26 protein-coding genes are annotated in these 20,888 nt (G+C 60.2%); all 26 read right to left on the reverse strand.

The annotated features are described in order from the left end of the window. Window positions 1-131: 131 nt before the first annotated feature. The 26 genes from HBN98_RS02750 to HBN98_RS02875 all read right to left on the reverse strand — a co-directional run bounded on the left by HBN98_RS02750 (window position 132) and on the right by HBN98_RS02875 (window position 20,855). The gene (locus tag HBN98_RS02750; protein WP_083366839.1) at window positions 132-647 is read right to left on the reverse strand and encodes a phage tail protein; all 516 of its coding nucleotides are present in this window, start codon (window positions 645-647) and stop codon (window positions 132-134) included. Next, window positions 644-1,795 carry a phage tail protein gene (locus HBN98_RS02755; RefSeq protein ID WP_083366840.1) on the reverse strand — a complete coding sequence of 384 codons (1,152 nt, stop codon included), beginning with the start codon at window positions 1,793-1,795 and terminating at the stop codon, window positions 644-646. Before HBN98_RS02755 ends, HBN98_RS02750 begins: the two co-directional genes overlap by 4 nt. A 70-nt stretch (window positions 1,796-1,865) precedes the next feature. Beyond that, on the reverse strand, window positions 1,866-2,285 hold the full coding sequence (locus HBN98_RS02760) for a tail fiber assembly protein (protein WP_064586226.1): 420 nt from the start codon (window positions 2,283-2,285) through the stop codon (window positions 1,866-1,868). Window positions 2,286-2,297: 12 nt separating this feature from the next. Continuing rightward, on the reverse strand, window positions 2,298-3,176 hold the full coding sequence (locus HBN98_RS02765; protein WP_064586225.1) for a gp53-like domain-containing protein: 879 nt from the start codon (window positions 3,174-3,176) through the stop codon (window positions 2,298-2,300). A 14-nt stretch (window positions 3,177-3,190) separates the two neighbouring features. Further along, the gene (locus HBN98_RS02770) at window positions 3,191-3,790 is read right to left on the reverse strand and encodes a YmfQ family protein (RefSeq protein WP_083366841.1); all 600 of its coding nucleotides are present in this window, start codon (window positions 3,788-3,790) and stop codon (window positions 3,191-3,193) included. After that, window positions 3,778-4,824 carry a baseplate J/gp47 family protein gene (locus HBN98_RS02775; protein WP_083366842.1) on the reverse strand — a complete coding sequence of 349 codons (1,047 nt, stop codon included), beginning with the start codon at window positions 4,822-4,824 and terminating at the stop codon, window positions 3,778-3,780. Before HBN98_RS02775 ends, HBN98_RS02770 begins: the two co-directional genes overlap by 13 nt. Further along, window positions 4,814-5,212 carry a phage GP46 family protein gene (locus HBN98_RS02780; RefSeq protein WP_054047083.1) on the reverse strand — a complete coding sequence of 133 codons (399 nt, stop codon included), beginning with the start codon at window positions 5,210-5,212 and terminating at the stop codon, window positions 4,814-4,816. The genes HBN98_RS02775 and HBN98_RS02780 overlap by 11 nt, the downstream gene beginning before the upstream one ends. Further along, a complete protein-coding gene (locus tag HBN98_RS02785) occupies window positions 5,212-5,721 on the reverse strand; it encodes a phage baseplate assembly protein V (RefSeq protein WP_083366843.1) in 510 nt (169 codons plus the stop codon). Before HBN98_RS02785 ends, HBN98_RS02780 begins: the two co-directional genes overlap by 1 nt. Before the next feature lie 136 nt (window positions 5,722-5,857). Next, window positions 5,858-6,907, reverse strand: a complete 1,050-nt coding sequence (locus HBN98_RS02790; protein ID WP_064586221.1) for a phage baseplate assembly protein — start codon at window positions 6,905-6,907, stop codon at window positions 5,858-5,860. Window positions 6,908-6,910: 3 nt separating this feature from the next. Then, window positions 6,911-8,146, reverse strand: a complete 1,236-nt coding sequence (locus HBN98_RS02795) for a DNA circularization protein (RefSeq protein ID WP_083366844.1) — start codon at window positions 8,144-8,146, stop codon at window positions 6,911-6,913. Beyond that, window positions 8,133-10,031, reverse strand: a complete 1,899-nt coding sequence (locus tag HBN98_RS02800) for a phage tail family protein (protein WP_083366845.1) — start codon at window positions 10,029-10,031, stop codon at window positions 8,133-8,135. Before HBN98_RS02800 ends, HBN98_RS02795 begins: the two co-directional genes overlap by 14 nt. 130 nt (window positions 10,032-10,161) lie before the next feature. Continuing rightward, window positions 10,162-10,458, reverse strand: a complete 297-nt coding sequence (locus HBN98_RS02805) for a phage tail assembly protein (protein WP_083366846.1) — start codon at window positions 10,456-10,458, stop codon at window positions 10,162-10,164. Continuing rightward, entirely contained in the window at window positions 10,455-10,802 is a 348-nt protein-coding gene (locus tag HBN98_RS02810; protein ID WP_007964335.1) for a phage tail tube protein, read from the reverse strand. Before HBN98_RS02810 ends, HBN98_RS02805 begins: the two co-directional genes overlap by 4 nt. 67 nt (window positions 10,803-10,869) lie before the next feature. After that, entirely contained in the window at window positions 10,870-12,366 is a 1,497-nt protein-coding gene (locus HBN98_RS02815) for a phage tail sheath subtilisin-like domain-containing protein (protein WP_083366847.1), read from the reverse strand. After that, window positions 12,366-12,548 (reverse strand): DUF2635 domain-containing protein, encoded by a 183-nt coding sequence (locus HBN98_RS02820; RefSeq protein WP_041072263.1) that lies wholly within the window; start codon window positions 12,546-12,548, stop codon window positions 12,366-12,368. Before HBN98_RS02820 ends, HBN98_RS02815 begins: the two co-directional genes overlap by 1 nt. Continuing rightward, window positions 12,545-13,129 (reverse strand): phage tail terminator protein, encoded by a 585-nt coding sequence (locus HBN98_RS02825; RefSeq protein ID WP_083366848.1) that lies wholly within the window; start codon window positions 13,127-13,129, stop codon window positions 12,545-12,547. Before HBN98_RS02825 ends, HBN98_RS02820 begins: the two co-directional genes overlap by 4 nt. A 150-nt stretch (window positions 13,130-13,279) precedes the next feature. After that, a complete protein-coding gene (locus HBN98_RS02830; RefSeq protein WP_083366849.1) occupies window positions 13,280-14,308 on the reverse strand; it encodes a phage tail protein in 1,029 nt (342 codons plus the stop codon). A 9-nt stretch (window positions 14,309-14,317) separates the two neighbouring features. Further along, window positions 14,318-14,530, reverse strand: a complete 213-nt coding sequence (locus tag HBN98_RS02835; RefSeq protein WP_064586215.1) for a tail protein X — start codon at window positions 14,528-14,530, stop codon at window positions 14,318-14,320. Continuing rightward, complete coding sequence (locus tag HBN98_RS02840) at window positions 14,523-14,906, reverse strand: phage tail protein (RefSeq protein WP_064586214.1); 384 nt, start codon at window positions 14,904-14,906, stop codon at window positions 14,523-14,525. Before HBN98_RS02840 ends, HBN98_RS02835 begins: the two co-directional genes overlap by 8 nt. Continuing rightward, window positions 14,906-17,155 (reverse strand): phage tail tape measure protein, encoded by a 2,250-nt coding sequence (locus HBN98_RS02845; RefSeq protein WP_083366850.1) that lies wholly within the window; start codon window positions 17,153-17,155, stop codon window positions 14,906-14,908. Before HBN98_RS02845 ends, HBN98_RS02840 begins: the two co-directional genes overlap by 1 nt. 128 nt (window positions 17,156-17,283) lie before the next feature. Beyond that, window positions 17,284-17,865, reverse strand: coding sequence for a phage tail assembly protein (locus tag HBN98_RS02850; RefSeq protein ID WP_083366851.1), 582 nt, complete (start codon window positions 17,863-17,865; stop codon window positions 17,284-17,286). A gap of 154 nt (window positions 17,866-18,019) precedes the next feature. Next, window positions 18,020-18,526, reverse strand: a complete 507-nt coding sequence (locus HBN98_RS02855) for a phage major tail tube protein (RefSeq protein WP_064586211.1) — start codon at window positions 18,524-18,526, stop codon at window positions 18,020-18,022. Continuing rightward, window positions 18,526-19,692: a phage tail sheath protein gene (locus HBN98_RS02860; RefSeq protein ID WP_083366852.1), complete on the reverse strand. Its 1,167-nt coding sequence runs from the start codon at window positions 19,690-19,692 to the stop codon at window positions 18,526-18,528. Before HBN98_RS02860 ends, HBN98_RS02855 begins: the two co-directional genes overlap by 1 nt. Window positions 19,693-19,694: 2 nt before the next feature. Continuing rightward, a complete protein-coding gene (locus tag HBN98_RS02865; RefSeq protein ID WP_083366853.1) occupies window positions 19,695-19,880 on the reverse strand; it encodes a hypothetical protein in 186 nt (61 codons plus the stop codon). 87 nt (window positions 19,881-19,967) lie between these two features. After that, window positions 19,968-20,225, reverse strand: coding sequence for a tail fiber assembly protein (locus tag HBN98_RS02870; RefSeq protein WP_229754984.1), 258 nt, complete (start codon window positions 20,223-20,225; stop codon window positions 19,968-19,970). A gap of 9 nt (window positions 20,226-20,234) precedes the next feature. Then, window positions 20,235-20,855, reverse strand: coding sequence for a hypothetical protein (locus tag HBN98_RS02875; protein ID WP_083366854.1), 621 nt, complete (start codon window positions 20,853-20,855; stop codon window positions 20,235-20,237). Window positions 20,856-20,888 lie beyond the last annotated feature (33 nt).

Genomic DNA, 20,888 nt, shown 5'->3' on the forward strand with positions numbered 1-20,888 from the left:
TCGTTCCTCTGAAATAACAAATGAACCGCGTCGGGGCGATCGCTGGTGCGAGCCTGCGGCGGTCTGTTTTCTGAAAATAAAAAAGCCCACGGTGAAGTGGGCTTGGGCGAAGCAGAAGGAAGGATTTGCGCCTAGACGTTTTGGCTGCCGAGCAGTTCGCGAATCGCCACCAACGCCTCATCGCCAGCACTGCGCGCCAGATTGAGGTCGCCTTTGGTGGCGTGCGCACGGATCTGATTTTTGGCCTTCAGGCGCAAGGTGCGCAGGGTCAGCAAATGGTCGGTGAGTTGGTCGGCCTTGCTCAGGATCTGCTCGGCTGCCTGTTTGGCAGTACGGCCTTTGACTACCCACGCCGCAACCGAGAGCGGCACCTCTTTTTTCGGGTAACCGGCGTCCTGATAGGCTTGGGCGTCGGCGGCAGCCTGGGCGTATTCGATGGCTTTGAGCGGATCACCGGCCAAAACGGCGCGAGCACTGTCGGCCGCCGCGTCGACCTTGGAACACAGCTGCTCGGCTTCCTGCAGTTGCAGTTCGGCGACTCTGGATGCGTTCACCTGCCATTTTTCTCCATCCCAGTCATGGGCACTGGACGGCTGGGCCGGGCGCAAGCCTTCCTCGAACTGATGCAGTTCTTGAATGATGATCATCGGATCAACTCCCAGGACAAATGCACATTGATGGCTGAGGCAAAGTTGATCGCAATACCGTTGGAGTAATCGGCTTGAGAAAAACTCTTGATTCCCATACCAAATAACAACTCATCACTTGAGGCATTCCCCGAGCCGAGGGTGTGTTCGCTTTGAAAGACCTGCCAAAGCGAACGCAACTCTGCATGGTCGAAACTGGCCGATAGTGTGGAAACCGTCGTGTCGTTGACAACGTTACTCGTGAAGATTCCTACCGAAGCACCGACGGTGCTCCAGCCATCCCAGTTGCTGGAAGTAGTAACCGTCGGATTAAGGTAAGAATAGTTGCCCCCCAGCCATCCTCCCGGAGCAAAGGCCACCGTGGTAATACCGGTCGGATGCGGCGTGGGGTTACCCACCACCAATCTCGCCGCTCGGGCATGCGGATCAAGTGGCAGATAAACCACCCCATTGCCATTGACCGTCTGCGTCCAGGACAAGCGACTACGGTTGTAGATCGCTCTGACAGTGGGAATCGAACCCGGTCCTGCCGTGACGACCCACGCCAGGCAGATATCCAGTGGTGTCGACTGAAAACCACCGCCCGCCGCACCATTGACCGTGCCCTTCAAACCTTCCGGAGTAGCGTCATAGATCGTGCCGCGCTGCATGTAAAAGGTCAGCACGCCCGCAATCACCTGCGCCCGGAGGAAGTAGCCGGTACTTGGCAGCAAATCGGGACTGCTCCACAACTGTGTAGTGAACGTACGCGAGCGTCCCAACTGCCCCGCTATCACTTCTTGGCCGAGGCTGATCAGCACGCCGGCCGGAATCGAAACCCGCCCGCCACTGGTGGCAACCGCTGCTGGCGTGATCGCCAGACGACCATCCGGCGTTGCGACCGTGGCAGCCGGCAAAGACCCGATCGGCGACGCCGAATCCAGATTCCAGCCCTTGGCCGAAACGCTCTGGATCGCCTGCAACAGCTGATCGTATTTCTTTTCGTCCGGTGTCAGATCCCCGGCCTTGATCACGTTGAGAATTTCCTGCGTGACCCCGTTGCCCCAGTCCGCGGGGATCAGCGATCCCGGCGTGCCGGTCAACGGGTTTTCATCAACAAACTTCCCATTCACCAATCCGGCGCTGGGCACACTGTTCGGATAATCCATGGAGGGACCTCCCGCTAATTAGAGTGATGGTTTACAAGAATCTATTTCAGGCTTCGGGCCAGAAAGGATCTCAGGCGGGCAGATCGGGCCAGACCACGTCGTGTGGATACCCCGGTTGCTTGTCGATCTTGTTCAGAGCCAGTTTGTAGGTGGCAAATGCCTTGAATCGCTGCATATCGTCTGCCTCAAGCAACCCCGCGATATAAGCGTCCGCCATGCCGACGGTTTGCTGATCTGCCTCAGCCAACAGCTCATCGCGGCGAGCGAGGGCGGCCGCGCGCCGCTCGCCATCAATCATCTGCGAAGTGTTCGGCAGCGCATGCTTGGTGACCTTGCCATCGGTGTATCGCCAGATGCCGTCGCGCTCCTCAATCGTGCGCAGGAACAGTTCTTCGGAGATCTCCACAGCGCTGACAGGGATCTGCAGGTGGATGGCCGAGTCGTAGCGCCCAAGAAGTTCGCCCTGGGCATCGAAATCAATGTATTTCATCGTGTTCACCTTTCAAAAGCCCATGGCGAACCAGTTCCAGCCGCCGGGATCGACATTGGAAAAGCGCTGGAATTGGCTGAGCGAGAGTCTGTAAAAAGAAAAACGCAGATCCGCGAATGCCGGTGAGATATCGCTACCGGACAGAAAAAGCACAGAGTTCGGAAAGGCAATCGGATAGGTGATGGTTTCACTCAGTGCACCACCGGTGGCGAAGCCCCATTGCAGGATCAGGCCACTGGGCAAGCGCTGATATCCACCCGAAGTACCCAACGAAGCGGTGAACGCAGGCGAATACTTAAGTGCTCCATCACCGCCGTCCAATCCCCACCCACCGCCCAGCAACAGCCGGCGGAAGGTCATGTAACTGCCGGCGGCAAAAGACAAGGAAGCTCCCGCCGTTCCATTGGTCGTACCCAGGCTTTCACCGCTTTTGACTTTCACGGTCAAACCACCAGGTCCAGCGACGAGAGACACCAATCCACCCGGGGGAACACTCGACCATTCCGGCAGTGTTGCGGTGCTCGCTCCAGTGAAGATCGAGAGCTTGCCAACATCAGCGACCGTCAACGCCACATCCCCGACATAGTTGGTCTGCCCTGCCAGACTGCCCAGCGCGCGCTGAACGAATTCGGTCGTCGCCACCTTCTGACTGGCATCGAACTGCGGCGGCGTCTCATACAGTTTCTTGCCGCGCAACGCCTCAAGCAATTGCGTGTTGAGTCCCTCGGTGGGTTCGATACCGGCAGCCTTGATAACCGTCAAAACCTCTTCGGTCAGAGCGTTGCCCCACTCCGCAGGAATCAACGAGCCGGGGGTTCCGGTGATCGGGTTTTCATCGACAAAACGGCTGTTGACCAGGCCGACACCGGGCATGCTTTTCGGATAATCCATCCCCTCATTCCTCCCTAGTCATAATTGATATGCACCTTGGTATGCGCCGGCGCACTGCGGTGGATCAGGCACTCCAGTGCCGAGCCCGGGTTGACGCCGAAGCGTTCGCCCCAGTAGCTCGCGCCGTAGCGTCGACCGAGCAGCAGGCGGCCGCCGGTGTTGAGCGTCCACATGAATTGCGCTTCCCAGGTGCCCCAGTGCGCCGCGCCGAAACGCGAGCGGCCCATGCGGGGGGCTTCGTGTTCGGTGATGCTGGCGTTGGGGTAGCCCTGGCTTTTGGCGATGTCGAGGTAGTAGCCGACCGCCTGACTGCCCACCGCGAGCAAGCGCCGGCGTACCGCGAGGCGGCGGTCGTCGAACAGCGGCGTGGTGCCCAGGCACGGGTCGGGCAGTTCCATCACCCGTTCCCAGTCCGGCACCAGTTCGCTGACGCCGGCCGGGTCCATCTCGTTCAGCAGGTCAGCGGCGCGGGCGTCGAGGCGCGCCAGTTCGACGGCAACGCCTTGCAGCACATCCTCGAGCTCCGGAACGCGCTCCGGATCCCACGCCGGGCCGCTCGGCAGCAACGCGCGCAGCTGCGCCTGGTATTGCGCGGCGGTTCTTATGCCCCCCATACGCAACCTCCGAAGGTGAGCAGTTCGCTTTTCCCGGCAGGCACGTCAGCGGCCGGCGCGGTCAGCGTGTGGTCGTACTCACCGCCGGCGCTGCTGATGGCTTCGCGGATATGGCTGATCAGCAACGGCACGCCCAGATCGGCCTCGCGGTTGTGCAAGTCGCGCAGTTGCGCTTCGACGGCGGCGCGCACGGCGCTGGTGTCCGGATTGACGCTCTTGAAGCGATACACCACCGGCACCTGAATCGGCCGCTGCACGTGCACTTCCGCGGTCACCGGGCGCAGCGGTTCGATGTAGTCCTGAACCTCTGCCAATTGCTCATCGTTGGGCACCGGTTGCGGGTCTTCATCACGCATGATGAACACCGTCACCGTGCCCGGCCCGAGCAGACCGCCACGGCACCACGCGCGGGTCACGCCCGGCACTTCCAGCGCCCAGGTCTCGTAGTCGCTGGCCGAGCCACCGTGGGGAATCACGCGATAGGAACGGATCACCCGCGAGCGCAGCGACTCCAGACTTTCCCGCGCTACGCCGCCGCTGAGGCCCGGCGCCAGCACCACGAAACTGTTACCGACAACGCCGGCAATCGGCTGCACCGGCGTCAATGCCAGACCGGCATCGGCATTGCCGAGGCTGCCGGCATCCAGCGCCGCGATCGTGGTGGTGTTGCTGCCGTTAGTCGTTGTCCGGGCGGAGGTGACTTTGTAAGTCCGGCCATCGCTCGCTTGCAGCAGCGTGTCGACATCCAGCACCGCACCGGCAGTCGCGGTAAAACTGACGCTGCCGGTGGCGACTTGTGCCGGTTTGCGTGGCTGGTTCAGACGCAGGGCGGCGATGCGTTCAAGGGTCGATTCGTCGGCCTTGTCCGGCAGAATCTGTTCGGCAATCCAGTCGAGATAACCGTACAGGCCATAAGCGGCGCCGCCGAGAGTACGGGCCAGCACTTGCGCATCGGACTGGCGCAGCGAATCGCCGGCCAGGTCGCTTTGGGTGCGCTTGATCAGCACCGGCAGCGAAGGGGTTTCAAACGGCATAGATCACCTGCCAACTGTTATCGGGGTTGATGTCCAGACGTTCGCCGTCGGCCAGGGTCAGGACCGTGCGCAGGTTCAGGCGCTGGGCGTCGAGGCGTTCGCTGATGATGTCGATGGCGCTGCAGTGGCCGTCGTCGATCAGCCATTGCAAGGCTTCGCGGGCATAGAATTCGGCGTCCATCTGGGTCTGTCGGGTCAGCTTGACCCGGCGCAACAGCCACAGCCGCGAGCCGATGCGGTCGTCGGCGACGGTGGGAAAGGTGTCGCCCCACCAGCCGAAGCGCTCTTCGTCGTCGAGGGCGTCGTCATCGGCGGCGCGGCGCCAGGTGAACAGGCTGATGAGCACCGCGCGGGTCAGTGCGGCGTGGAGGTTCTGGCTGATAAGCATCATTTGCCTCCTGCCGGCGCACCGGTCTGGCCGCTACCGGCCTGCACGCCGACGTGCACGTGTTTGATCTGGCTGATGCCGCCGGCGAGCTGATCGCCGGTGGAGACGATCTTGCCGGTCTGGTTGATCACCGGCGTGTCGAAGTTCACCGCGCTGCTGGCGCGGATGTTCAGCGTGGCGGTTTCGATGTCGATGATCCGCCCGCGCTTGAAATGAATTTTGTCGCCCTCGTCGGTGTAGATCGCCACTTCGCCAGCGGCCAGCGACTGCAGGCGATAACGGCGGTCGGCGACCACCAGGGCGATGGCGTGGGAGCGATCGCCACCGAGAAAGGTGACGATGCCCTCGGCGCCGGCCAGCGGGTTGCTGGTGAAACCGTAGGGTTCGAAATGCTCCATATCGTCGTTCACCTCGCCGGCGGTGAGGCGCATTTGCAGCGATTGCAGCTTGGATGCCGAATTGGCGAGCACGACAGTGCCGCGCGCCAGCAGGCGTGTCAGTAGGCTCATGAATTTGTCCTTCAAAAGATGGGCACGACGCGGTCAACTGTAGGAGTGAGCCTGCTCGCGATGGCGTCAGTGCAGTCGACCTTTCAGTGGCCGGTCTACCGCTTTCGCGAGCAGGCTCACTCCTACAGGGGCGGTGTCAGGCCGAAGATTTTTTCGGGGGCATCGGATCAGGATCGAAGGTATGCGGCGGCGCCACTTGCAGAGTGGTCACCGAGCCTTGCGCCGACAGCGAATACGTCACTTTGGAGATCAGCATGTCACCGTCGAAGCCGAGCACCGGGTCCTTGACCTTGACCAGCGTGTTGTGCCGCCACAGATCGCCGTTGGACTGGCGCCAGCCCTGTACCTGATAAGTGGTGGTCAGCGCCCGCCCCATACGGGTGGCGCTCTCCCATTGGGCGCGTTGCTGGGCCAGCTCGAAGGTCAGTTGCGTGCCTTCGTTGATCACTGTGGTCCGGCGGCGTTTGAAGGACAGGTCGGCCGCGCTGGATTCAACCTCGCTGACCGCCGCCCCGCTCTTCTTGTCCGAACCTTTTTGCTGGCCGATCACCCGGTACTCGGAGAACACCTGGCTGTAATCCATTGGCGCGTTGGCCGACAGGATGTTCTTGCCCAGTTCCAGCGCATCGCTGGCGCGTCCACCGCTGCCGGGTTTGGCCAGCACCAGCCGGCCCTGCTCGTCATCGGTGGAAAACACCCGCAACAACGAGAGCAGACGGTCGATCGACTGAAACACCGTTTCACCCGGCACGATCGTGTGCCGGGTCAGTCGCGTTGTCTCGGGGATCTCATTGACCACCGATTGCGAGTACTCCTGCACCAGCGCCAGGACGATGCTCGACAGCGGTTGGTCATGCCATTGATTCGGCCGGTTGGTGGCCGCGCAATCGACCAGATCCTGAGTCTTGGAACTGCCTTCGATGCTCAGGCTGATCTGCCGTCCGTCATAGCTGATCGGTGCCTTGAATACGTAGCCGGTGAGCACCAGATCGTTGCCGATTTTCACCTCGCACGGGTCGCCGGGCTTGATCGGTTTGTCCACCGTCTGCCCCGGCCATTGCCAGGTGATGTCGAGTTTGAAGGTGCGGAACTGGCGCTCCAGATCAGCGGTGATTTCCACGCTTTTCCAGCCGCCGTATTCCATGTTGTCGACGGTCAGCGTGACGCGGTTATCCATCTCGCTCATGGCTTACTCCCCCGACACTTTCACATCGTTGGGTGAGAACCCCGGATGGTTCATCGCATTTCGCTGAACCACTTCGGTCACCCGTGTCGCATCGCCAAATTGCTTGTAGGCCACGACCAGCGCCGGAAAGCTTTCCTGGAACGACTTGCTGACCTGCCGCACACCGGACGACGCCACGGCTTTGAGATGCGCAATCAGCGCCTCTTTCACATCGCTGATGGCCTGGTAGTGCGCAGGATCGGCCTTGTCCAGCATCGGATTGATCGCCACTGCCACGGCGTCACGCAATGCCTGCATGTCGTCACTGACCGGGACTTCCTGACGGGTCACCGGGCTTGTCGCCTGCTGCCCGACCGTGGTTGTCGACTGCAGTTTCACCGGCGTGGTCGCCACTGGCATCGACGCCACCCACTGCGCGACTTTGACCAGTATCGTGTCCTGCACCAGATCGGCCATGGCTTGCGCCGCGGCGTTGGTGTCCTTGCCGGTGGTGATCTTCGGCGCGTCAGCCTTGCGGATGGCTTCGAGTTGTTGGGACACGTCGGCAATCACGCCACGGTAGCCCTCCTTCGCGAACTCCTTGAGCTCCTTGATATCGCCGAGCAAACCCTTGAACTCCGCCGCTACTTCCTTGGGCAATTCCTTGACGGCTTTGACCAGTTCAGTGATTTGCTTGTACTGCTCGATCAGCGGTTTGAGCTGCTCTTTGATCACCTCATAGACCCCGGTCAGGCTGTTGCGCAGATTGGCGATGCCGATCCGCGCGGCCTTGATCAACGTCATCGCCTGCTCGAAGCGCGCCACCGCAGAACCCAACAAAGTGTCAGCCTTGGCCAACAGGACTTTTTGCGTACTGACGGTGGCGGTCGGGAACGGCAACGGCCGGTCGGGGTAGAACTTCAGATTGAACGTCACCAGCCCGCCGTCCTGGCGGGTGTGGGTCATGTCGCACTCACCGACCTTGACTTGCAAGCGTCCCAGCCACGGGTGCACCAGCTCGCCACTGCCCTGCTCCAGCGCCTTGAGCAGCTTGTCGCGCTGCTCCAGGCAATCGGCGCCGATGATGAACGCCGTCAGATCGTGGGTTTTGGCCTGCTGGCCCAGATCCTCGAAATACGGCAGGTCGCGCTGCGGGTATTCGTGCAACTGACCTTTGCGACCGACCGGGGTTTTCGCCTGATCGATCCAGAACCCGACACCGCGAAACGATGCCGGCAACAAACGGTCACGCCAGTTCATTGGAACCTCCTGCCGACAGCGAGCGATAGCCGATGCGCGAAGACAGCGCCAGCCCGGGTTGATTGGTTTGCGGTTGATCGGTACGCAGCCCTGCCGGCGCATTTTCGAAGCGCACGGTCAGGCCGCCTTCGAGTTGCGTACGGTTGTTGGCGGCGCTTTGCTGGATCAGGGCACTGGAGGATTGCGGCAGCGATCCGCCTTGCAGCGCTCCGTTTCCAGCACGTACGGTACTCGCGCCAAAGAATGCCGGCGCCAGCTCACCCTTGCCTTCGGCATTGGTCTGGCGCTGCGCCTGGGTCAGAGTTTCGACCTTGCCGGTGACCTTGGCGATCAACCCGGCGAAACCTCCGTCGAACAGCTCCTTGATCGGCGCGATGACGGTTTGCAGCTTTTGCCACAATTCGCCGAACCACCCGACAATCGGCCCCCAGCTCTCGATGATCTGGTCCAGAGGTTTCCATTCGAACAGGGTGTGCAGAAAGTCCACGACCGGCGCAGACGCTGCCAGCACAACATCCCACAGCGCCGAAAAGACTTCGCCGATCGGCTGCCAGTACTGAGCAATCTGCTCCAGCGGCGACCACTCGAACAGGCTGGTGAAAAAGCCTTTGACCCGCTGCACTGACGTTTGCAGTGCCGTCCAGATTGGTTCGAAGTACCCGACGACACTACCCCATGCGCTGGTGATCATTTCCATCGGGAAATAATCGAACAGTGCCCGCAATGTATCCCGGGTGCTTTGCACAGCCGATTGCAGCGTCGTCAACACCGGCTGCAAGTACGCAACAACACCGCCCCACGCGCTGGTGATCATCTGCATGGGTGAGAAATCGAACAACGACACCAGAAACTCTTTAGCCGGCTGCGCGACTTTTCGCAGGCCGCTGAACATCGGTTCGAAAAACCTGACAACACCGCCCCACGCACTGTTGATCATCTGCATCGGCGAGAAATCGAACAGGTTTCTGAGGAACGTCATCACCGGCACACTCAAGGCCTTGAGCAGTTCCCATATCGCCGAAAACAGTCCGGTCAGCGGCCCCCAGTTGTCGAGGATCATGCCGTACGGTGTCCAGGAGAAAACCGTTTTGAAAAAGTCGACTACCGGGCGGGTGACCGCTTTGACCTTGTCCCAGATCCCCGAGAAGAAGCCCGTGACGGGTTGCCAAAGCGCCGCCAGCGTATCGAGCGGTTGCCAGTCGAGCACCGAGCGCAAGATCGCCATGGTACTCGCCCCGGCGCTTTTCACGCTTTCCCACATGCCGGTGAAGAACGCGCTGATTGGTGTCCAGTTGGCATAGATCAAACCGGCCGCCACCGCGATGCCCATGGCGATCAGCATGATCGGATTGGTCTTGAGCACCATGCTCATTACATCGAACACTTGCGTGGCGCCGGTGACAGCGGTTTGCATCGCCGAGAAGGCAATTGCCCCCGCAGCCAGGCCTTCCACCAGTTTCGGGTTGTCGGCAAGCAGGCTGCCGAACTGAGTCAGCATCGGCTCAAGCCCAACGACCACAGCACCGACCGCCGGCACCAATGCGGCATTCACCGCATTGGAGACCTTCTCCATCGATGCACTGAACACGTTCATGTTCTGCGCAGCGACTTTCGGTGCGGCGGGCAGGTCGACGGTTTTCGCCGTCTCGCTGACTTCAGTCAACTTGCCCTGAAATGCCGCCGCCGATTTGATCCCTTCCACGAACGGCGTGATCACGCTGCCGCCCTTGAACAGACCGCTGATGTCCAGTTTGCCGAGTCCGGTCTGTTCGAGATTTTTCTTGAAGCTCTCGACCTTTACTCGCAGGGCGCCGAGTTTGGGCGACAGTTCATCGATGCCCGTGATCAGCACCGGCGCTTTCACTTTCTTTTCTTCGTCTGCCATCACTGCACCTGCTGCATCGCATTGATCCGTTGCGCGTGCTCCAGCGATTCGCGGAGCACATCCAGTGGCCTGGCCATCATCTGTTCGGGGTCAACCTTCCAGAACCAGGCCAGGTCATAGGCGACTGCGATCAGGTCGGTGATGGCTCCGACGCCGCACTCATGAAAAAACTCGCAACGACCCAGCTCAGCGCGTTGAGGTCAGCCAGATCGAGCTGGTTGACCGACGACGGTGGAATACCGGCGCACACGGCGATGTATTTGGCCGCCACGTCCATGTCGAGGCTGACTTCTTCGCTCTTGTCGATCTTGTACGGCAGCGCCTTGATCGCTCGCACTTCCTGCACCGTCGGACGGCGCAGGACGAGTTCGGTCAGGGGCTCGCCGTGAGCTTCGATCGCAACCTGAAGCTTCACGGCGCCGCTCATTGCCAGGTCCCCTTGATGCCTTCGAATTTCAGTTCGATGGTGGCGTCATCGCCCTTGGAAACCGGCTCTTCGACCAGGTAGGCACCGGCCAGCACGTAGACTTTGCCGTTGCTGAATTCGCAGGTGACGGTGATGTCGGTGCCTTCGATCAGCTTTTTCAGCGGGAAGTCGGCGGTGTGCAGCGCGGTCACTTTGAACGACGGCGCGACGTCGGTTTCCTTGTAGAAACCCGGTACGACGGTTTCGCGTTTGACGGCCATCAGCGGGGCTTCGCAGCCGCCGTTGATAGTCAGTTGTGCACCGTCGACTTTGACGTAGCAGGTGCCTGCAATCACTTGACCCATGGTGTTACTCCCTTCAAATAAAAAGCCCACGCGAGGTGGGCTGAATGCTTACGGTCAAACGCGGTTATCAAGCCGCGTCGTCGTACTGCAGACGGAATTGGTTGAGCAGTGCGAACACTCGCAGACCGTTGATGTAATCCGGCGGGAACAGCACGTTCACGCGGCTCGGGTCCTGCACGTCGCGCTCGACGATCAGGTGCTCGGCGAACAGCTCGGCGTTTTCCACGTGGCCCTCCAGTTCCAGCTTGGCGTACTGCGCGATCAGCTCACCGCGAATGGTCGCCGGGGTGACGATCGGCTGGCCGGCGCCGAAACGCGTGCCGTCGGAAGCCAGTTTGTGGCGACCGTATTTGCTGGTGATCACGCTTTGCAGACGACGCACGATGAACGCCGACTGGTGCATGGTTTCGCTGTCCAGGTAGGAGTTGTCGGCCTGACCGTAAGCGTTCTTCTGGTAGGTGGTGATCGAACGCTGGATGCGCACGTAACCGCCTTCGTAGTAAGCGGTGGCGATGCCGTAGTTGAGCAGCGACTGACGCTCGGTCAGGGTGAAACGCTCGCTGGCCGGCGCCGGATCAACGCCCGGCAGGCTGCCGCTCTGGGTTGGACGGCTGGCGTCGGCGGAGATGAACACCGCAGTGCGCGCCGCCAGGGCTGCTGCTTGTACCCAGAACGGTTGCGGTACGCCCGGCTCCAGCGCCTGAATGGTCATGTGCTGGTCATTGCGCGCCTGGCCGGCTGCGACCAGCGTGCCGACGGTGCCGCGCTTGGCGCTGTAGACGTGACCGAACAGTTGCTTGGCCCAGGACCAGCGACCGGTGCTGTCATCCATGACCGCTTGCCAGGTGTTGAGGGTCGACAGATCCGACCATGGCAGTGCGATGAACTCGAACGGTTCGTCACCCAGTGCCGCGACGGCTGCGACCTGATCCGGTACGCCGGCGCCGCCAGTCATGGCGGTGATGGCGGTGGTCAGGCCGGCCGGGGTCTCTTCGCCGTTGCTCTTGCCCAGGCGATTGAACTGCAGGCTGATGTCGTTACCGCTGTCGCCGGTCCATTTGGCGTTCAGGGTGACCACACCTTCGGCTGCCGCAGCGCTGACCGGCAGATCGGCCGTGGCGTTGATTTTCTGCGCCAGTGCAGTGGCCGCTTGAGCAGCGGTGGCACCGTTGACCACGGTGGCCTGCACACGCACACCACCGACGTACAGGTTGAGCACGCCAGCCTGGGTCGCGGTGCCGGTCAGGGTCAGCACGCCTTTGGCGATGGCGCCTTCAGCGTTGTGCAGCGGCAGGCACCAGATCTCGCCGATCGGGTCGGACTTGCGGAAGGTCTCGTACATCGAGGCGAGCATCGAGCCCTGACCACCGATGCTTTTTGCCAGCGCAACGCTGGAAACCAGCACCAGTTTGCCGACTTCGGTCGGGGCAATGTTGTCGTTGACCTGAGCCACGATCAAACGACGCAGGGTCGAGCTCGCGCTATTGGCGGCCGAGTTGTCCATTTCGGCATAGAACAGCGGTACACGAATGTCCGCGGGGATGTTGCTGAATCCGATCGCCATTATTTGGCTCCCTGTGGTTTAGCCGCTTTTGCGGTTTTGAGTGTGATATCGCCGTCGGCCAGACGCCGGCGCCACCAGGCGCTGTCCAGCACTTCACGGCCTTCCTTGGGCAGCAGATCGCCCGCTTCCGGGTCTGGCACGGCACGGCCAGCGGCCGGCAGTACGGTGATGCGATTGCTCATGGGGTTACGTCTCCAGAGAAAGTCAGTTCCACGCGCCCGTCAGGGCCCGGGTGTTTCAGGTTGGGGTCGGCCGGGTCGATTGCATCGACCCGCACGGTGACCCCGGTAAAGGACGACAAACCGTCCAGTTCACGTTCGTACCAACTCTCCGCAGGCTGACTCGGCAGATTGCGGCCGAGCTGGAACTCGGCAAAAAAGCGCAGCCGATAGAAGGCCCGGCTGCTGTTGATCGAGACCATTTCGCCGCCGTCGTAGACGATGGCGCTGTAGTCGGTGCCCGGCTTGAACCCCACCAGTGCGCGCCACAGTTCGGCGCGAAGGTCGTGCAACAGATCCAGCGCTTTTGTAGCGTCGGTTGCGTCAAGCGCGAGGACGATTTCCAAGCGGTCGCGGATCGGTTGGGTGGTGAGGTTTTGCGCGGTGCTGTTGCTGGCCAGATCGGCCAGCGGCAGCACGTGGGCCGAGGGTGTTGGCAGATCGGCATTGCCTTGCAGCAACGCCAGATCGACACCCACCGAAATGTGATTGGCAAAGCCAGGGCATTGCCCACGCAGTTGCGTGAGGATCGGGGTGATCTTCATGGTGGTGTTCCAGAGTGTGGGGGAGTTACCGCAGGACCAATGTGGGAGCGAGCCTGCTCGCGAAGGCGGTGCCACATTCAAAATCAATGTGCCTGACACACCGCTATCGCGAGCAGGCTCACCCCTACAGGGGACTCGTGGGCTGTGAGATCAGTCCTTGGCTTCAGCCTTTGGATCGAGGCAAGCGGCGTCGATCACGCAGCGATAGCTGTTCTCGCGATTACCACTGGCGGTGACTTTTTCGATCGACCAGCGCCCGCGCATGAAGTCCGGCCAGGTCTCATCGAGCAACACCAGACCTTCGGCCGCCAGCAGTGGATTGCCGGGACAGGTGATTTTCACCTTGTATTTCTGCCGGAGCATCTTGCGCACTTCGCCCTCGCCGACGGCGATCGCGTCGGCTTCGCTGGGTTGTTTCTGGCGGAGGGTCTTGAACGGCGCAAGCCCCGTTTCAACCCAGCGCAATACACCTGCGGCGCCATCCCAGAAACAGGTCTTGCAACCCTTGGTCTGCTCGCGGGCAGACTCCTCCTGCGTGGCGCTGACGAACGCGTGATCGCCGGGACGGTTATTGCTGGTCACCGACAATGTCACGTCCGCCAGCACCTGGCCCGACAACGATTTGACCTGGCCGGGACGGGCCAGCACGTACATGTCGTTGTAGGGTTTGGTCACCGCGTTGTACTTTTTCGCCAGGCGCGTCAGAAAGCTCATATCGGTTTCGTTGGACTGGTCGACGTGCTCGATCCTGATCATCGACACCTCGGGTGCGACGCGCGGTGAAAAGCCGTGGAGCGACACCAGTTTTTCAAACAGCGCACCCAAGGTGGTCGGGCCATGACTGGCCGTGCGGCGTTGCTTGAAGCCCGTCTCATCCTCCTTGCTGAACGGCGCCGCCGTGGCCACCAGGGTCAGGCGAAACGGGAACAGCGTCGGCGTCAGGCGCGTCACTTTGAACTGGCCCTTGTCGACCATTCCCGATTCCAGATAACCGACCTCCAGGCCGATTTTCCCGCCCAGATCCGGCAGCCCTTCGAGGCCTTCAAGATCGATCGTCAAGGTCAGCTGATCGGACTCGAAACCGGCAGCATCGATGTGCTCCCAACTGATCAGGCGTTGATTGAGCAGGGCCGAATGAGCCCCGTAGAGTCTTACCGCAGGCGTGAAACCCAGTGCCATGCAACCTCCTTAATCCCAGGCCGTGACCGGTTTGATCGCCGCCGGTTTCGAATCGAGTTCCGGCAGCACCACCCACACGCCGGCGGGCAGGATCGGACCGTGTTCAGCCAATGTCGGATTGAGTTTCCACAGGGCTTCTTCAATGGCGTCATCACTGCGCCCGGTTTCGCGGTAGAGCAACAGATTCACCGAATCACCGGCCACGCTTCGTACCTTACGCATTGTTGAACTCCGTTAATCCGACCACCCACTTGATCACCATCGCGGTGCCGTCATCGATGACCTCGCTCTGGTTTTCATCGATGCTGTTGATCCGCCACAGGCCCCAGTTGCGACCAATACCATCAATCAACGGCAGCGGCACCCGCAGCGCCTGAAGGGCGCGCAACTCATCGAGTCGCTCCATGGCCACGGCATACATCGAGGTGCCGCTGATGGTCAGCGTTTCCGCTTTCTGCCCGGTCTGACTGGACTTGGGTTTGCTGGTCAGGATCTGTATGTCGCTCCAGCCACCGTCGGACTTTCGCGCCAGTGTGCTGTAGGCGAAGTTGCGCGAAAGGCCGAAGATGAAACTGCCCAGCGCCATTTGTTGTTTCATCAGGCGACTCCATCGGTCAGGGCTGCGTCACGGCGGGTGGCGAGAGCGTTGGTGCCCACAGCGGGTGTGAATGCGGTATCGAAATGGTTGCGCATAACCTGCGAAACCACATCGCCGATTTTTTCGGCATTGAGCGCATCACTGCCGCTGATCTGCACTAACGGCGAGTAGGTGTAATTGGGGAGTGACGTCTGAGCGCTGGACAGATCCTTGGCCACTTGCGCGGGGGGCGCGAGTTTGTCCTCGGCAGGCGTCGCCAGTTGTTCACCGACGTAAGAACCGAGCATGCCGCCCAAAGTCCCCCCGATGAAAGTACCGATGCCAGGCGCAATCAACGATCCGATCGTGGCACCAATTGCAGTTCCGGCCAGTTCGCCGGCGGCGCCTTTGACCGCTTTGTCATCACCCTCTCGCCAGCCCTTCAGGCCAGTGTAGGCTGCACTCACGATGGCCAGCGGCGCGCCGGCCTTCACTGCCGGCATTGCACTGGCAAGTCTGGGCAGCAAACTGCCGCCGAGACGCTGTACCGCCGGCACCTGTCGGGCGGCAATCTTCTCGATTGAACGCGGCGTCCAACTGCCGATTTTATCAGCCCACATCTCGAGGCCGATTTTCGCGTTGTCAATGAAGGGCAGCACTCTTGCCGTAACGCCCCGCAAACGACCACCCCCGCCGCCTGAACGCGACAATACCCTGGCAGTTTTTTGCCGAGTCGGTGAGCGACTGGTTTTGTTCTTTTTTCGAGGGCGATCACCGCCTTCATCTCCGGTAATCACATCACCGATTTCAGGCGGCAATCGGGTGGTGGCCAGACGCAACAGCTTTGTCGTAACCGCACCGAGCACAGCCGTCGCACCGCTCTTCAGGGCAGCCGCCACAAATGGCACGGTGACAGCGCCCAGCACGACCAACCCTGCGGTGAGGGCGGGGAATGCTTCTGCCGCTGTACTCGCTACATTGACCAGCGCCGTAAGTGCGACCGCGAGGCCATCCGTGATCGGCGCCAATGCGGAACCAACCGCAGTGGATAGCCGATTGAGACTGGCATCCAACGCATTCCAGCGCCCTTGCGATGTATCGCCAAAAGCTTCGGCCGTTTTCGTCGCGGCACCGCCCCCAGAACCCAGTTCCGAGGTTGCATATTGGTGCTTGTCGGACACTCGTGTGAAGGCTGTCTTGACGTCGTCGGGCTTCTTCAGCAACTCGAGAATGCTTGTACTGCTCTCGCCAAACAGCGTCTTCGCCGTGGCTGCACGTTCGGGTACGGATTGTTTACTGAGTGCTGCGAGCACCGAATCAATCGCACCTGGCGCATCCGTGCGCATCTTCTCACGCAACGATTCGGGGTCCAGGTGCAACCGGGTCATCGCTGAACGCTGTTCGGTTGAAGCAGCGTTTCCTTTGCCGAAGGCAGACGTAAAGCTCTTCAATGCCGCACTGGCACCGTCCTTGTCCGCCCCGCTGTTCAACAGCGCAGTGGCAAACGCTGCCACCTGTTCCGGTTTCATTCCCGATGCAACGGCACTCTCGCCCGAGCGCTGAACGACCGCGCCGATATCGGCAGGCTTGGCATCCAGACCGCTGCTGCCCAGGTAACTGACCGCATCGGCCAGATCCTGTCCCTGGTATCGATCAAGCTTCAAGGAGGAACGCCAGACCGCGAGCATTTCCCCCGCGGCCTTGACGTCAATCCGGAAGGCTGTGGCATTGATCGCAGCGTCGCCGGAATACGCTCTTAGCTCTGTCGCCCGCTGATCACCCTTGGCGCCGTCGGCAATACCAGATCGCGCACCGACCTGCTGGATTTGCAACAGATCCGCACCAGTCGCGCCACTGGCTGCAACCGACCGCTGAGTCGCAAGTTCGAGGGTTTGCTCTGAATGCGCTTGAAGCTGGTCTTTGTTGAGTCCAATCAACTGATTGAGCTCAACCAGCGCCGTCTCGTTAGCCATCGCCGATTGCAGTTTTTTCGGTGGCGGACGCTGCTCGATTTCCGCCTTGAGTTTTGACTTCGTCTCACTATTGGCGGCTGGCGGCGCCGCGACGACCTTGAACAACGATTGCTGGCTCACCAACAGCTCGCGCAGCTTGATCTGCTCCTGCGTCAGCAACCGGATGTCCTGGCTTGCCAACGCCAGTGTCAGGTTCAGATCCTGCAGCGGTTTGCCGAGGTTATCGGGCAACGTAAATCCGCCGTTTGTGTTGCCGCTCTCACCGGCGTATGCGAGCGCATACTTGCTCTCTGCCATGCCGCTCTACTCCTGTTTCACGCCAAGGCGAGTGATCGCTATGTCGTAGCGGCGCAACGCCTTTTCGGCGTCCCATTCCAGAATCTCCGCCTCACTTACCGGGTAAATGAGCGGGACGATATCGAGGATTACTTCGATGTCGCGTTCCGAAAGTAGGCCGCCGGCTGGTTTAAAAAATCGTCGATGCGCACCTGCAATTGGGTCCAGTCAGGGACAGTCAACTGGGCCAGATCGGGGATCATCAGACCGGTGCAATGGGCGGTGATGAACTCGGCGCGTTCCTTGGCCGTTTTCAGTTTCTTCATCACTTTGGTGGCGCGCAGTGCGGGCATTTCCAGCGACAGCGAGGTCACGGTGCGGCCGGTCACGGCGAGCGGTTGCAGCAGTTGCACCTGGTCGGGATCGTCAGACTTTTCCGCGTCTTCGACCTGCTCGAGAAAGTACGCCGCTGGACGGGTCGACATCTCGTGCACGTACTGGGCGATGCTCACATAGTCCGGGCGCTTGAGTTGGTCGAGTTCCTTGACCGACAGGCCGGTGGCGAGCAGCGCCAGTTCGAAGAACTGATCGTCTTCATCATCACCGGCGCGCTCCAGCGCTTCTTTTTGCGCGGCGTAGAACAGTGGCTTGAGCTGGATCGATTCGATCTGCGAACCGTCGTCACCGGTGATCGGCGACAGCAGGTCATGCTGGGGTGGCATCCACGACATGAATGAATTCCTTGGTGATTCTTGAGGGGTGTAGCAATTCCCTTGTAGGAGTGAGCCTGCTCGCGATAGCGGTCTTTCAGGCACATTGATGTTGAATGTGCTGGCCTCATCGCGAGCAGGCTCACTCCTACAGGGTTTTGTGGTGATGGGAGGGTTACGGCATCAGCACCGCACGACGCGCATCACCGAGGATGTCGACGCCGTTGAGCACGAACTTCTGGGTGCGTACGTCGATGTCGATCACCGGGATGCCGTTTTCCAGGCGGTTGTAGGTGCGGCAGGAAAGCTCCAGTGTGGTGATGGCTTTGCTACCCATTTTCAGCGCATCCTCAGCCAGAGATTTCAGCTTGCCGCCTACTGTGTGATAGGTGAACCAGGTGTTGCCGTCCTGATCCTGACCGGCTTCACGCACGTTCAACAGAATGTCGTCGCCCAGCTTCACACCCATCGCCAGCAACACTTCAGCACCGGTGCCTTGCAGCTTGAGCGTGGCGTTCAGTGGCTTGGCGCTCTTGGCCATTTCCTCAACGATGAAGCGCCCGCCCGTCATGCTCTCCATGTCGAAGTCGATTTTCGGCGGGGTGAACTCTTCCACGGTCGCCGACAGCGGCAGGCCTTGCAGGGTGGCCGCGATGGCCTGTCTTACGCGGTTGGTAAACATTAGAGAACGTCCTCCAGGAACTGCTCGATGATTTCATCGCGGGCGTTGAGTTGATAAACCATGTGTTCGTTCGGCGCGTAGCGGCCGTAGTCGATGACCACGTACCAGGTGCCGTTCTTGTACTTCTCGACGCTGTTGAGTTCCGGGTGCAGATAGACGCTGCCGCCAGGAATGGTTTCGTCGGCGACCAGGGTCTGCATCCAGTCGTTGATGCGCTTGACCTCCTGATCCATGAACGACTTGGTCAGGTTCTTGGCCATGGCTTTCTGGCCGGCCTTGACCAGCTTGCGGCTGATCGCGTCTTCCAGACCGACGTAGCTGATGAACTTGCCGGTGATCGAGCGGTTACCCAGCAGCGAGAAGCCGCCGAGCACGGTGCGGGCGTAGTAGCTGACGCCGTAACGGTTGAGCAGATCGCCTTCGGTGGAGGTGTCGAGGATGTTGTACTCAACGACGCGGGACACGTCTTCGGCGTAGGTCACCTGGTTGCCCGGGCTCTCCCACTGCTTGACCTTGGCCAGCGCGGCAATCGCCAGGCTGGACGGCGCGAGGAAGACGTTTTTCTTCGCCGCTTTCGAGTACACGGCGGGCATGTTGTGCACCACCAGGCAACGGTCGAAACCGAGATCGGCGCCACCCAGTTCCTGGCTGTAAGTCACTTGGTCAGCGACCGAAGCATCCTTGCCGTCCAGAACCACACGGGCCTTGATGCGCTTGCCGAACGAGGCGAACTCGCTGGCCACCGCTTTGGTGCCGGTGAAGCCCGGCGCGCCGATGATGGTCAGGTCTTCCGGGACGCTGCCCAGTGCGGCCAGACCGAGCTTGCGGCCGGTGGTTGGATCGACGCCGCCGATCACTGCGTTGACGGTGTCAGCCGGAGTCGCGCCCGCTTCGACGATGACCACATAGACCGGCACCTTGACCACTTTGAGGATCTGGTAAACCGCGTGGTACAGCGTGCCCTCTTCGGCGCCGGTCGGATCGAGCAGCGCGTGGGTGGTGAAGCTGTTGATGCGGAACGGGGCGTTACGCGGAATCAGCGGATCGGCTTTCGGCGCGGTGCCGACCAGACCGATGACGTTGTCACCCAGGCCACCCATGGCCTCGGGGGATTCGGTGGCATTGACGGTAATGCCGTTGTGCTCGAAGTTCAGAACCTCAGCCATGGTTAGTCAGCCTTCTTGGCAGCGGCCTTTTTGGCCTGGGTGGAGGGTGTTTTCAGTTCAAGTCGACCGGCGCTGTGCAGCGCGTTGGCTTCGACGTCGAGCAGATCAAGGTCTTGACCGACGCTCGACCAGTGCCCACCGCCGGTGGGGAATGGGACGAGCACGGTGTAGGTTTGGCGAACAGACATTTGCGAACTTCTCCAGACGCAAAACACAAAAGCCCCATGAAGAGGCTTTATGTGGACGAAAAAAAACCGCTTTCGCGGTGTGGGGGATTACTTCACAAAAGAGGGCAATTCAGGCCAGACCAGTTCCGATGGTTGCTCCACCGTTTCAGGAATGTCTCTAAGTGCCTTCCGGTAAGCCTTGATGTGCTCCAGTTGCTCTGCAGTAACGGGATAATCAGGCAATTGAGTGAAGTCAGTTGCGCGCAACAGTTGATCCCGACGGTTTCGAATTGCAGCCCATTCGATTTCAGGCATGGGCACTGCCAAGGGCAGATCGCCCGTCGTGTTTTCTGGTTGCTCGGTCATACTTACTCCTTAATTGAACAAAACAGTCTCAGCCAAAGACAACTTGGTTTTCAAATCACCTAAATTGAATAGGCGGCCGTTACCCACTCGCATGGTATCAATCCGTATCGTTGTGTAATAAATATTCGAAAGCAGTATGCGCATAACAACATTGCCGTTTGAGTCGACGTAAACAGCAGGCGCCATATTGCCAAAGGCCGAAACATTCTGCAGCTTACGCTCTGGCTGATAGCAATAGCCAACCAACGTCTCTTCGATAATTTTCGCGGTACCGTAGCTATAACCTTTTATATTAAACCAGAACATCTCCGAATTAACATTGATGTTAAGCGGGGTTTTGAAATGCATATAAACATTCAAACTGGTGCCAAGATCAGTAGCGACAAAATCTCCCTGTGCCCCCACTGTCTGAACACCACCCGTGCCCGTAACAAAGCCTTGCAGTATGTTTCGACGGATAGTACCGAGCGCATAGGGATCGCCTTCGACATCCTTTAGACTTCGCCACTCATTGAACTGACTCAATGCAGTAGCCATAGTGGTATTAATGCTGCCAATTTTTCCATTCACGACGCTGGTCAAATTATTTGCAGCCGTAACCAGCGATGCAACAGTGGTTTCTAGACTCACGTTAAATTTCCTATTTATTAATAAGCTGACGCA

The organism is Pseudomonas koreensis, assembly GCF_012986595.1.
GTDB classification, from domain to species: domain Bacteria; phylum Pseudomonadota; class Gammaproteobacteria; order Pseudomonadales; family Pseudomonadaceae; genus Aquipseudomonas; species Aquipseudomonas koreensis.